Annotated in this window: 11 protein-coding genes and 1 other annotated feature; all 11 genes read left to right on the top strand. The window is 40.7% G+C overall.

Translation table 11 applies throughout. The features are described from left to right. Positions 1-28: 28 nt before the first annotated feature. The 11 genes from N8M20_RS02605 (at position 29) to ileS (ending at position 11,871) form a co-directional block, all read left to right on the top strand. Positions 29-1,402, top strand: coding sequence for a UDP-N-acetylmuramoyl-tripeptide--D-alanyl-D-alanine ligase (locus tag N8M20_RS02605; RefSeq protein ID WP_261078973.1), 1,374 nt, complete (start codon positions 29-31; stop codon positions 1,400-1,402). Then, on the top strand, positions 1,389-2,000 hold the full coding sequence (locus N8M20_RS02600) for an NUDIX hydrolase N-terminal domain-containing protein (protein ID WP_261078972.1): 612 nt from the start codon (positions 1,389-1,391) through the stop codon (positions 1,998-2,000). The genes N8M20_RS02605 and N8M20_RS02600 overlap by 14 nt, the downstream gene beginning before the upstream one ends. A gap of 90 nt (positions 2,001-2,090) precedes the next feature. Next, positions 2,091-2,795 (top strand): YwaF family protein, encoded by a 705-nt coding sequence (locus N8M20_RS02595; RefSeq protein WP_223340194.1) that lies wholly within the window; start codon positions 2,091-2,093, stop codon positions 2,793-2,795. A gap of 218 nt (positions 2,796-3,013) precedes the next feature. Further along, positions 3,014-4,387 (top strand): cell division protein FtsA, encoded by a 1,374-nt coding sequence (ftsA, locus tag N8M20_RS02590; RefSeq protein WP_261078971.1) that lies wholly within the window; start codon positions 3,014-3,016, stop codon positions 4,385-4,387. Positions 4,388-4,403: 16 nt separating this feature from the next. Continuing rightward, on the top strand, positions 4,404-5,663 hold the full coding sequence (gene ftsZ / locus N8M20_RS02585) for a cell division protein FtsZ (RefSeq protein WP_261078970.1): 1,260 nt from the start codon (positions 4,404-4,406) through the stop codon (positions 5,661-5,663). Between the two features lie 4 nt (positions 5,664-5,667). Beyond that, complete coding sequence (locus N8M20_RS02580; RefSeq protein ID WP_261078969.1) at positions 5,668-6,339, top strand: YggS family pyridoxal phosphate-dependent enzyme; 672 nt, start codon at positions 5,668-5,670, stop codon at positions 6,337-6,339. A gap of 9 nt (positions 6,340-6,348) precedes the next feature. Then, positions 6,349-6,888: a cell division protein SepF gene (locus tag N8M20_RS02575; protein ID WP_049521885.1), complete on the top strand. Its 540-nt coding sequence runs from the start codon at positions 6,349-6,351 to the stop codon at positions 6,886-6,888. Continuing rightward, positions 6,888-7,151 carry a YggT family protein gene (locus N8M20_RS02570; RefSeq protein WP_049540006.1) on the top strand — a complete coding sequence of 88 codons (264 nt, stop codon included), beginning with the start codon at positions 6,888-6,890 and terminating at the stop codon, positions 7,149-7,151. The genes N8M20_RS02575 and N8M20_RS02570 overlap by 1 nt, the downstream gene beginning before the upstream one ends. Continuing rightward, entirely contained in the window at positions 7,148-7,933 is a 786-nt protein-coding gene (locus N8M20_RS02565; RefSeq protein WP_261078968.1) for a YlmH family RNA-binding protein, read from the top strand. The genes N8M20_RS02570 and N8M20_RS02565 overlap by 4 nt, the downstream gene beginning before the upstream one ends. An 8-nt stretch (positions 7,934-7,941) precedes the next feature. Continuing rightward, positions 7,942-8,826 carry a DivIVA domain-containing protein gene (locus tag N8M20_RS02560; RefSeq protein ID WP_314726169.1) on the top strand — a complete coding sequence of 295 codons (885 nt, stop codon included), beginning with the start codon at positions 7,942-7,944 and terminating at the stop codon, positions 8,824-8,826. Further along, positions 8,821-9,033 (top strand) — a binding site (T-box leader). It overlaps the preceding gene by 6 nt. Before the next feature lie 45 nt (positions 9,034-9,078). Further along, complete coding sequence (gene ileS / locus N8M20_RS02555; RefSeq protein WP_261078967.1) at positions 9,079-11,871, top strand: isoleucine--tRNA ligase; 2,793 nt, start codon at positions 9,079-9,081, stop codon at positions 11,869-11,871. The last annotated feature ends 46 nt before the right edge of the window (positions 11,872-11,917 follow it).

Here is an 11,917-nt window from a genome sequence, read left to right as displayed (position 1 = left end):
GACTTCAACCCTTTTTAAAGGAGTAGAAATGAAACTTACAATTCACGAAGTTGCCCAAGCTGTTGGAGCTAAAAATGATATTAGCATCTTTGAGGACACCCACTTAGAAAAGGCTGAGTTTGATAGTCGTTTGATTGGGACTGGAGATTTATTTGTGCCACTTAAAGGTGCGCGTGATGGTCATGGCTTTATCGAAACAGCCTTTGAAAATGGTGCAGCAGCAACCCTGTCTGAGAAAGAGGTCGCAAATCACCCTTACATTCTAGTAGATGATGTCTTGACTGCCTTTCAAACCCTAGCAGCCTACTATCTTGAGAAAACAGCTGTTGATGTCTTTGCTGTCACAGGTTCAAATGGTAAGACGACGACCAAGGATATGTTGGCGCACTTGCTATCAACAACCTACAAAACTTACAAAACACAAGGCAACTACAATAATGAGATTGGTCTTCCTTACACAGTTCTCCATATGCCTGAAGGAACAGAAAAGTTGGTCTTGGAGATGGGGCAGGATCACTTGGGCGATATTCATCTCTTGTCTGAATTGGCTCATCCAAAGACAGCCATCGTAACCTTGGTTGGAGAAGCCCATTTGGCCTTTTTCAAAGACCGTTCTGAGATTGCTAAAGGAAAAATGCAAATTGCAGACGGGATGGCACCTGGTTCCTTGCTTTTAGCGCCAGCTGACTCGATTGTAGAGGACTACTTGCCAACTGATAAAAAGGTGGTTCGTTTTGGGCAAGGGGCAGAGTTGGAAATCACAGACTTGGTTGAGCGCAAGGATAGTCTGACATTTAAGGCTAATTTCTTGGAACAAGTCCTTGATTTGCCAGTGACTGGTAAGTACAATGCCACTAATGCTATGATTGCATCCTATGTTGCCTTGCAAGAAGGAGTGACTGAGGAACAAATTCATAAGGCCTTCCAAAATCTTGAATTGACGCGTAACCGTACCGAATGGAAGAGAGCAGCCAATGGAGCAGATATCCTATCAGATGTTTACAATGCCAATCCAACTGCTATGAAGCTGATTTTAGAGACTTTCTCTGCCATTCCAGCCAACAAAGGTGGCAAGAAAATCGCTGTCTTGGCAGACATGAAGGAACTTGGTGACCAGTCAGTTCAACTTCATAACCAGATGATTTTGAGTCTTTCGCCAGATGTGCTGGATACCGTTATTTTCTATGGAGAAGACATTGCTGAATTGGCCCAACTTGCCAGTCAAATGTTCCCAATCGGCCACGTTTACTACTTCAAGAAAACAGAAAACCAAGATCAATTTGAAGACCTAGTTAAGCAGGTCAAGGAAAGTCTAGGAGCTAATGATCAAATCTTGCTCAAGGGCTCTAACTCTATGAACCTAGCCAAGTTGGTAGAAAGTTTAGAAAATGAAGACAAGTGATTTTGTTAAGTATCTGCAAAGAATGATTGCTCTTACAGATACTGGACTAACCTTTACAAAGGATCCTTTTGACCGTGAGCGCTATGAAGACTTGCGAAGTCTGTTATCTGAAATGTTGAATCAGGCATCAGACCTTGATGCCGAAGAAGTGGCAGAAGTTTTGAAGCCAACTTCCGCTTATGCAACTCCGTTAATGGACGTCCGTGCTTGGATTGTTGAGGACGAAAAGATTTGTCTGGTTAGGGGACAAGGAGAGAATGATTGGGCTTTGCCAGGTGGCTTTGGTGAGGTTGGTTATTCTTCAACAGAAAATATTCTCAAGGAAATTGAAGAAGAAACCGGTTTTAAAGCCAAAGTTGAACGACTACTAGCTGTTTTTGATACCAATCGTTTCCAACTACAGAGTAAACAATATGCAAAGTTTGTTTTTGAATGTAAGTTTCTCGATGGACAATTCCAAGAAAATCAAGAAATTGCAGACCTTCAATTTTTTGCCATTGACCAACTGCCGAACTTATCTGAAAAACGCATTACCAAGGAGCAAATAGAGATTCTTTGGCAGGTTTATCAAGGTCAGAGGGAGCAATATCTTGATTAAGAAGATGATTATCGTATTTCTAAATTCATTTTTGACAAATAGCATGGTATAATAAAATGCAGGAAAATTTTGAATCATGAGGAAGACTAGATGAATTTATGGGATATTTTCTTTACGACCCAAGCAACAGAACCACCTAAGTTTGATCTTTTTTGGTATGTCAGTATATTTACACTCTTGGCCTTGACCTTCTATACAGCCTATCGTTATCGTGAAAAGAAGGTTTACCAACGATTTTTCCAGATTTTACAGGCAGTTCAGTTAATCCTTCTTTATGGTTGGTATGGGGTCAATCATATGCCACTGTCAGAAAGTTTACCCTTTTACCATTGCCGTATGGCTATGTTTGTGGTGCTCTTGCTTCCTGGTCAGTCTAAATATAGGCAGTATTTTGCATTACTAGGAACATTTGGGACATTAGCTGCCTTTGTTTATCCAGTGCCAGATCCCTATCCTTTCCCACATATTGCCATTTTGTCCTTTATCTTTGGGCACTTAGCACTCTTGGGGAACTCTCTAGTTTATCTATTGAGACAGTATAATGCGCGATTGCTGGATGTGAAGGGAATTTTTCTCATGACCTTTGCACTAAATGCCTTGATTTTTGTGGTCAATTTGGTAACAGGTGGTGATTATGGATTTTTGACAAAACCGCCATTGGTTGGAGATCACGGCTTAGTAGCCAATTATTTAATCGTTTCCCTGGCCTTATCAGCAGCGATTACGTTGACAAAGAAAATTTTGGAACTATTTTTAGAACAAGAAGCAGAAAAAATGATTGCAAAGAAAGCTTAGAAATGAGCTTTCTTTTTTGTCAATAGATAAATTGTTGATAAAGTTTACAGTGAATGAATTTCTGAACAGAAAAACAAAAAAATTGGCTAGTAAATTTAGGAAAAAACTAAGCACAATCAGATTTTTTGTGTTATAATATTCTGTGAATAGCTATGCCCATGTCTAGCTATGGAATATTACGAAGTGAGAAACTTGGAAGATAGAGAGGATGCGATGTGATGGCTAGAGAAGGCTTTTTTACAGGTCTAGATATTGGAACAAGCTCTGTTAAGGTGCTTGTAGCCGAGCAGAGAAATGGTGAATTAAATGTAATTGGCGTGAGTAATGCCAAAAGTAAAGGTGTAAAAGATGGAATTATTGTTGATATTGATGCAGCAGCAACTGCTATCAAATCAGCTATTTCCCAAGCAGAAGAAAAGGCAGGCATTTCGATTAAATCAGTGAATGTCGGCTTGCCTGGCAATCTTCTGCAGGTAGAACCAACCCAAGGGATGATTCCAGTAACATCTGATACCAAGGAAATTACGGATCAAGATGTTGAAAATGTTGTCAAATCAGCTTTGACAAAGAGTATGACACCTGACCGTGAAGTCATTACCTTTATTCCTGAAGAATTTATTGTGGATGGTTTCCAAGGGATTCGTGACCCACGTGGCATGATGGGGGTTCGCCTTGAAATGCGTGGCTTGCTTTATACAGGACCTCGTACTATCTTGCACAATTTGCGTAAGACAGTTGAACGTGCAGGTGTCCAGGTTGAAAATGTTATCATTTCACCACTAGCAATGGTTCAATCAGTTTTGAACGAAGGTGAACGTGAATTTGGTGCTACAGTGATTGATATGGGGGCAGGACAGACGACTGTTGCTACAATCCGTAACCAAGAACTTCAGTTCACCAATATTCTCCAAGAAGGCGGAGATTATGTAACTAAGGATATCTCTAAAGTCTTGAAAACTTCTCAGAAGTTGGCTGAAGGATTGAAATTAAACTATGGAGAGGCTTACCCTCCTCTCGCAAGTAAAGAAACCTTCCAAGTAGAGGTTATTGGGGAAGTAGAACCTGTTGAAGTAACAGAAAATTACTTGTCAGAGATTATTTCTGCACGAATCAAGCATATTTTTGAACAAATCAAACAAGACTTGGAGAGAAGACATTTATTGGATCTTCCTGGTGGAATTGTTTTGATCGGTGGGAATGCAATTTTACCGGGTATGGTAGAATTGGCTCAAGAAGTCTTTGGCGTTCGTGTCAAACTCTATGTTCCAAACCAAGTTGGTATTCGCAATCCAGCCTTTGCGCATGTGATTAGTCTATCGGAATTCGCTGGACAATTGACAGAAGTCAATCTTTTGGCTCAAAGAGCAGTCAAGGGTGAAGTTGCTCTGATTCATCAACCAATTAGTTTTGGGGGAATGATTCAGAAAACAGCTCAGTTTGTACAATCAACGCCTGTTCAACCAGCTCCTACTCCAGAAGTAGAGCCGGTGGAGCCTACAGAACCAATGGCGGATTTCCAACAAGCTTCACAAAATAAACCGAAATTAGCAGATCGTTTCCGTGGCTTGATCGGAAGCATGTTTGACGAATAAAGAGGAAAAATAAATTATGACATTTTCATTTGATACAGCTGCTGCTCAAGGTGCAGTGATTAAAGTAATTGGTGTCGGTGGAGGCGGTGGCAATGCCATCAACCGTATGGTCGACGAAGGTGTTACAGGCGTAGAATTTATCGCAGCAAACACAGATGTACAAGCATTGAGTAGTACAAAAGCTGAGACTGTTATTCAGTTGGGACCTAAATTGACTCGTGGTTTGGGTGCAGGAGGTCAACCTGAGGTTGGTCGTAAAGCTGCTGAAGAAAGCGAAGAAACACTGACTGAAGCTATCAGTGGCGCAGATATGGTCTTCATCACTGCTGGTATGGGAGGAGGCTCTGGAACTGGAGCTGCTCCTGTTATTGCTCGTATCGCTAAAGATTTAGGTGCTCTTACAGTTGGTGTTGTAACACGTCCGTTTGGTTTTGAAGGAAGCAAACGTGGACAATTTGCTGTAGAAGGAATCAATCAACTACGTGAGCATGTAGATACTCTATTGATTATTTCAAACAACAACTTGCTTGAAATTGTTGATAAGAAGACACCGCTTTTGGAGGCTCTTAGCGAAGCGGATAACGTTCTTCGTCAAGGTGTTCAGGGGATTACTGATTTGATTACCAATCCAGGATTGATTAACCTTGACTTTGCCGATGTGAAAACAGTAATGGCAAATAAAGGGAATGCTCTTATGGGGATTGGTATCGGTAGTGGAGAAGAACGTGTTGTTGAAGCAGCGCGTAAGGCAATTTACTCTCCACTTCTTGAAACAACAATTGATGGAGCAGAAGATGTGATTGTCAACGTAACTGGTGGTCCCGACTTAACCTTGATTGAGGCAGAAGAGGCTTCACAAATTGTGAATCAAGCAGCAGGACAAGGAGTGAACATCTGGCTCGGTACTTCAATTGATGAAAGTATGCGTGATGAAATTCGTGTAACAGTTGTCGCAACGGGTGTTCGTCAAGACCGCGTAGAAAAGGTTGTGGCTCCGCAAGCTAGACCTGCTACTAACTACCGTGAGACAGTGAAACCAGCTCATTCACATGGCTTTGATCGTCATTTTGATATGGCAGAAACAGCTGAATTGCCAAAACAAAATCCACGTCGTTTGGAACCAACTCAAGCATCTGCTTTTGGTGATTGGGATCTTCGCCGTGAATCGATTGTTCGTACAACAGATTCAGTCGTTTCTCCAGTTGAACGCTTTGAAGCCCCAACATCACAAGATGAAGATGAATTGGATACACCTCCATTTTTCAAAAATCGTTAAGTAAATGAATGTAAAAGAAAATACAGAACTTGTTTTTCGAGAAGTCGCAGAGGCGAGTCTGAGTGCTCATCGGGAGAGTGGTTCAGTCTCTGTTATTGCAGTTACCAAGTATGTAGATGTACCGACAGCGGAAGCCTTGCTTCCGCTAGGTGTTCATCATATTGGTGAAAATCGTGTCGATAAGTTTCTGGAGAAATATGAAGCTTTAAAAGATCGAGATGTGACTTGGCATTTGATTGGTACCTTACAAAGACGTAAGGTGAAAGATGTCATTCAATACGTTGATTATTTCCATGCATTGGATTCAGTAAAGCTAGCAGAGGAAATCCAAAAAAGAAGTGACCGAGTCATCAAGTGTTTCCTTCAAGTAAATATTTCTAAAGAAGAAAGTAAACACGGCTTTTCGAGAGAAGAATTATTGGAAGTCTTGCCAGAGTTAGCCAAACTAGATAAGATTGAATATGTTGGTTTAATGACGATGGCACCTTTTGAGGCTAGCAGTGAGCAGTTGAAAGAAATTTTCAAGGCGACCCAAGATTTGCAAAGAGAAATTCAAGAAAAACAAATTCCAAATATGCCTATGACCGAGTTAAGTATGGGAATGAGTCGTGATTATAAAGAAGCGATTCAATTCGGTTCCACCTTTGTTCGTATAGGTACAGCATTTTTTAAGTAGGAGAGAACCATGTCTTTAAAAGATAGATTCGATAGATTTATAGATTATTTTACGGAGGATGAGGATTCAACGGTTCCTTATGAAAAAGGAAATGAACCCGTGTTTACTCCAGTAAATTCTTCACAGGAACCGGCTCTCCCAATGAATCAACCTTCACAGTCTGCTGGTGCAAAAGATAGCAATATTACCAGACTGCATGCACGACAACAGGAATTGGCAAATCAGAGCCAGCGTTCAACTGATAAGGTAATTATAGATGTTCGTTATCCTAGAAAATATGAAGATGCAACAGAAATTGTTGATTTATTGGCAGGAAACGAAAGTATTTTAATTGATTTTCAGTATATGACAGAGGTACAGGCCCGTCGTTGTTTGGACTATTTGGATGGAGCTTGTCATGTTTTAGCTGGAAATCTGAAAAAGGTAGCATCTACTATGTATCTGTTAACACCAGTGAATGTTATTGTGAATGTAGAAGATATTCGTTTACCAGATGAAGAACAAAATGGTGAGTTTGGCTTTGATATGAAGCGAAATAGAGTACGATAATGATTTTTTTAATTCGTCTGATTTATAATGCAGTGGATATTTACTCCCTGATTTTGGTAGCCTTTGCTGTCATGTCTTGGCTTCCAGGCGCCTACGAATCAAGTTTGGGTCGTTGGATTGTAGCATTGGTAAAACCAGTGCTTGCTCCTTTGCAACGCCTGCCTTTACAGATAGCAGGTCTTGATTTATCTGTTTGGGTTGCGATTGTTTTGATTCGATTTTTAGGAGAAAACCTAGTCCGTTTTCTGGCGATGATAGGATGAATAAAGGGATTTACCAGCATTTCTCCATAGAAGATCGTCCATTTCTTGACAAGGGAATGGAATGGATAAAGAAGGTAGAAGATAGCTATGCTCCTTTTTTAACTCCTTTTATCAATCATCATCAGGAGAAGCTATTAAAGATTTTGGCCAAAACCTATGGTCTTGCTTGTAGCAGTAGTGGGGAATTCGTCTCGAGTGAGTATGTTCGAGTTTTATTATACCCAGATTATTTCCAGCCAGAGTTTTCAGATTTTGAAATATCTCTCCAAGAAATTGTGTATTCCAATAAATTTGAACACTTAACGCATGCTAAGATTTTAGGGACAGTCATCAATCAATTAGGGATTGAACGGAAACTTTTTGGAGATATCCTAGTAGATGAAGAACGGGCGCAGATTATGATTAATCAGCAATTTCTTCTTCTCTTTCAAGATGGATTAAAGAAAATTGGCCGTATACCCGTTTCGCTGGAGGAACGTCCTTTCACCGAGAAAATAGATAAGCTAGAACAGTATCGAGAGCTGGATTTATGTGTGTCTAGTTTTAGATTAGATGTTCTTTTATCAAATGTTTTAAAACTATCTAGGAATCAAGCAAACCAGTTGATTGAAAAGAAACTTGTCCAAGTAAATTATCATGTGGTAGACAAATCAGATTATATTGTTCAAGTTGGAGACTTGATTAGTGTAAGAAAATTTGGGCGCTTGAGATTGCTTCAAGATAAGGGACAAACAAAAAAAGAGAAGAAAAAAATAACCGTCCAGTTATTATTAAGTAAGTGAGGAATAGAATGCCAATTACATCATTAGAAATCAAAGATAAAACCTTTAGCACACGTTTTAGAGGTTTTGATCCAGAAGAAGTCGATGAATTTTTAGATATTGTGGTTCGTGATTACGAAGATCTTGTTCGTGCGAATCATGATAAAGATTTGCGTATTAAGAGTTTAGAAGAGCGTTTGTCTTACTTTGACGAAATGAAAGATTCATTGAGCCAGTCTGTATTGATTGCCCAGGATACAGCTGAGCGAGTGAAACAGGCGGCACATGAACGTTCAAACAATATCATTCACCAAGCAGAGCAGGATGCCCAACGCTTGTTGGAAGAAGCTAAATATAAGGCAAACGAGATTCTTCGTCAAGCAACTGATAATGCTAAGAAAGTCGCTGTTGAAACAGAAGAATTGAAGAATAAGAGTCGTGTCTTCCACCAACGTCTCAAATCTACAATTGAGAGTCAGTTGGCTATTGTTGAATCTTCAGATTGGGAAGATATTCTCCGTCCAACAGCTACTTATCTTCAAACCAGTGATGAAGCCTTTAAAGAAGTGGTTAGCGAGGTCTTGGGTGAGTCTGTATTGCAGCAACATCCAGAAGAAGAACCAATTGATATGACACGTCAGTTCTCTCAAGCAGAAATGGCAGAGTTACAGGCTCGTATTGAAGCAGCCAATAAAGAATTGGCTGAATTTGAAGCTCAGACTAAACAGGAAGTGGAAGCTCCAATTCCTGTAGTGAGTCCTCAAATTGAAGAAGAGCCTGCTCATCCAGTTGGTCCAATGTACGAAGAACCAGAAGTAGCTCCAGTACATCCTTCGGCTCCAACACCAGCTACAGAAACGTTTGATTCAGCACCAGGATTTGAAGCACCGCAAGAATCCGTTACAATTTTATAAGAAATGATATGAGAACAATATCTTATCCTTATATTTCCAGCGAGCAGGAGATGGTGTGAGTCCTGTAATCCCTAACGATAAGATTATCCTCTCAAAAACTCAAGTCTGAATGGAGTAAGATTTGACGTTCCCCACGTTACGGGATAAGAGGGAGAAAGACTAAATCTTTTTCCGAATAAAGGTGGTACCACGATTTTCGTCCTTTTTGGCAGTCGTGGTTTTTAATTTGTTATTATTTATAAAGGAGATACCATGAAACTCAAAGATACCCTTAATCTTGGGAAAACAGCTTTCCCAATGCGTGCAGGCCTTCCGACCAAAGAGCCAGTTTGGCAAAAGGAATGGGAGGATGCAAAACTTTATCAACGTCGTCAAGAATTGAACCAAGGAAAACCTCATTTCACCTTGCATGATGGCCCTCCATACGCGAACGGAAATATTCACGTTGGACACGCTATGAACAAGATTTCAAAAGATATCATTGTTCGTTCAAAATCAATGTCAGGTTTTTACGCACCATTTATCCCGGGTTGGGACACTCATGGTCTGCCAATCGAGCAAGTTTTGGCAAAACAAGGTGTCAAACGTAAAGAAATGGACTTGGTTGAGTACTTGAAACTTTGCCGTGAATACGCTCTTTCTCAAGTAGATAAACAACGTGAAGACTTTAAACGTTTGGGTGTTTCTGGTGACTGGGAAAATCCATATGTGACTTTGACTCCTGACTATGAAGCAGCTCAAATCCGTGTCTTCGGTGAGATGGCTAATAAAGGTTATATCTACCGTGGTGCCAAGCCAGTTTACTGGTCTTGGTCATCTGAGTCAGCCCTTGCTGAAGCAGAGATTGAATACCATGACTTGCTTTCAACTTCCCTTTACTATGCCAATAAGGTAAAAGATGGCAAAGGTGTTCTAGATACAGATACTTATATCGTTGTCTGGACAACTACTCCATTCACCATCACAGCTTCTCGTGGTTTGACTGTTGGTGCAGATATTGATTACGTTTTGGTTCAACCTGCTGGTGAAGCTCGTAAGTTTGTGGTTGCTGCAGAATTATTGACTAGCTTGTCTGAGAAATTTGGTTGGGCTGACGTTCAAGTGTTGGCAACTTACCGTGGTCAAGAATTGAATCATATCGTAACAGAACACCCATGGGATACAGCTGTAGATGAATTGGTTATTCTTGGTGACCACGTTACAACTGACTCTGGTACAGGTATTGTCCATACAGCCCCTGGTTTTGGTGAGGATGACTACAATGTCGGTATTGCTAATGGTCTTGAAGTCGCAGTCACTGTTGACGAACGTGGTATCATGATGAAGAATGCTGGTGCTGAGTTTGAAGGTCAATTCTATGAAAAGGTAGTTCCAACTGTTATTGAAAAACTTGGTAACCTCCTTCTTGCCCAAGAAGAAATCTCTCACTCATATCCATTTGACTGGCGTACTAAGAAACCAATCATCTGGCGTGCAGTACCACAATGGTTTGCCTCAGTTTCTAAATTCCGCCAAGAAATCTTGGACGAAATTGAAAAAGTGAAATTCCACTCAGAATGGGGTAAAGTCCGTCTTTACAATATGATTCGTGACCGTGGCGACTGGGTTATCTCTCGTCAACGTGCTTGGGGTGTTCCACTTCCTATCTTCTACGCTGAAGATGGTACAGCGATCATGACAGCTGAAACTATTGAACACGTGGCTCAACTCTTTGAAGGCCATGGTTCAAGTATTTGGTGGGAACGTGATGCTAAGGACCTCTTGCCAGAAGGATTTACTCATCCAGGTTCACCAAATGGTGAGTTCAAAAAAGAAACAGATATCATGGACGTTTGGTTTGACTCAGGTTCATCATGGAATGGTGTTTTGGTAAATCGTCCAAATCTGACTTATCCAGCTGACCTTTACCTAGAAGGTTCTGACCAATACCGTGGTTGGTTCAACTCATCACTCATTACATCTGTTGCCAACCATGGCGTAGCACCTTACAAACAAATCTTGTCACAAGGTTTTACCCTTGATGGTAAAGGTGAGAAGATGTCTAAATCTCTTGGAAATACCATTGCGCCAAGCGATGTTGAAAAACAATTCGGTGCTGAAATCTTGCGTCTTTGGGTAACAAGTGTTGACTCAAGCAACGACGTGCGTATCTCTATGGATATCTTGAGCCAAGTCTCTGAAACTTACCGTAAGATTCGTAACACTCTTCGTTTCTTGATTGCTAACACATCTGACTTTAACCCAGCTCAAGATACAGTAGCTTACGATGAGCTTCGTTCAGTTGATAAGTACATGACTATTCGCTTTAACCAGCTTGTCAAGACCATTCGTGATGCTTATGCAAACTTTGAATTCTTGACAATCTACAAGGCCTTGGTGAACTTTATCAACGTTGACTTGTCAGCCTTCTACCTTGATTTTGCCAAAGACGTTGTTTACATTGAAGGTGCCAAATCATTGGAACGCCGTCAAATGCAGACTGTCTTCTATGACATTCTTGTTAAAATCACCAAACTCTTGACACCAATCCTTCCTCACACAGCAGAGGAAATCTGGTCATATCTAGAGTTTGAAGCCGAAGACTTTGTTCAATTGTCAGAATTACCAGAAGCGGAAACTTTTGCTAATCAAGAAGAAATCTTGGATACATGGGCAGCCTTCATGGACTTCCGTGGACAAGCTCAAAAAGCCTTGGAAGAAGCTCGTAATGCCAAAGTAATCGGTAAATCACTTGAAGCACACTTGACAGTTTATCCAAACGAAGTTGTGAAAACTCTACTCGAAGCAGTAAACAGCAATGTAGCTCAACTTTTAATCGTGTCTGAATTGACCATCGCAGAAGGACCAGCTCCAGAAGCTGCTGTAAGCTTTGAAGACGTAGCCTTTACAGTTGAACGTGCTGCAGGTGAAGTATGTGACCGTTGCCGTCGTATCGACCCAACAACAGCAGAACGTAGCTACCACGCAGTTATCTGTGACCACTGTGCAAGCATCGTAGAAGAAAACTTTGCAGACGCAGTCGCAGAAGGATTTGAAGAGAAATAGTTTCGAGTAGTCTGGAGAATATTCATGAATTGAGTATTTTAACTAG

It is taken from the genome of Streptococcus mitis (genome assembly GCF_946190275.1).
In the GTDB taxonomy this organism is placed as follows: Bacteria; Bacillota; Bacilli; order Lactobacillales; family Streptococcaceae; genus Streptococcus; species Streptococcus mitis_DC.
Note: the sequence above shows the minus strand (reverse complement) of the source record. Positions and strands in the feature narration are given on the sequence as shown.

Excerpts from the sequence above, each read along its gene's own strand:
- N8M20_RS02605 (WP_261078973.1), top strand. The coding sequence starts at position 29 with ATGAAACTTACAATTCACGAAGTTGCCCAAGCTGTTGGAGCTAAAAAT.
- N8M20_RS02600 (WP_261078972.1), top strand. The coding sequence starts at position 1,389 with ATGAAGACAAGTGATTTTGTTAAGTATCTGCAAAGAATGATTGCTCTT.
- N8M20_RS02595 (WP_223340194.1), top strand. The coding sequence starts at position 2,091 with ATGAATTTATGGGATATTTTCTTTACGACCCAAGCAACAGAACCACCT.
- ftsA (WP_261078971.1), top strand. The coding sequence starts at position 3,014 with ATGGCTAGAGAAGGCTTTTTTACAGGTCTAGATATTGGAACAAGCTCT.
- ftsZ (WP_261078970.1), top strand. The coding sequence starts at position 4,404 with ATGACATTTTCATTTGATACAGCTGCTGCTCAAGGTGCAGTGATTAAA.
- N8M20_RS02580 (WP_261078969.1), top strand. The coding sequence starts at position 5,668 with ATGAATGTAAAAGAAAATACAGAACTTGTTTTTCGAGAAGTCGCAGAG.
- N8M20_RS02575 (WP_049521885.1), top strand. The coding sequence starts at position 6,349 with ATGTCTTTAAAAGATAGATTCGATAGATTTATAGATTATTTTACGGAG.
- N8M20_RS02570 (WP_049540006.1), top strand. The coding sequence starts at position 6,888 with ATGATTTTTTTAATTCGTCTGATTTATAATGCAGTGGATATTTACTCC.
- N8M20_RS02565 (WP_261078968.1), top strand. The coding sequence starts at position 7,148 with ATGAATAAAGGGATTTACCAGCATTTCTCCATAGAAGATCGTCCATTT.
- N8M20_RS02560 (WP_314726169.1), top strand. The coding sequence starts at position 7,942 with ATGCCAATTACATCATTAGAAATCAAAGATAAAACCTTTAGCACACGT.
- ileS (WP_261078967.1), top strand. The coding sequence starts at position 9,079 with ATGAAACTCAAAGATACCCTTAATCTTGGGAAAACAGCTTTCCCAATG.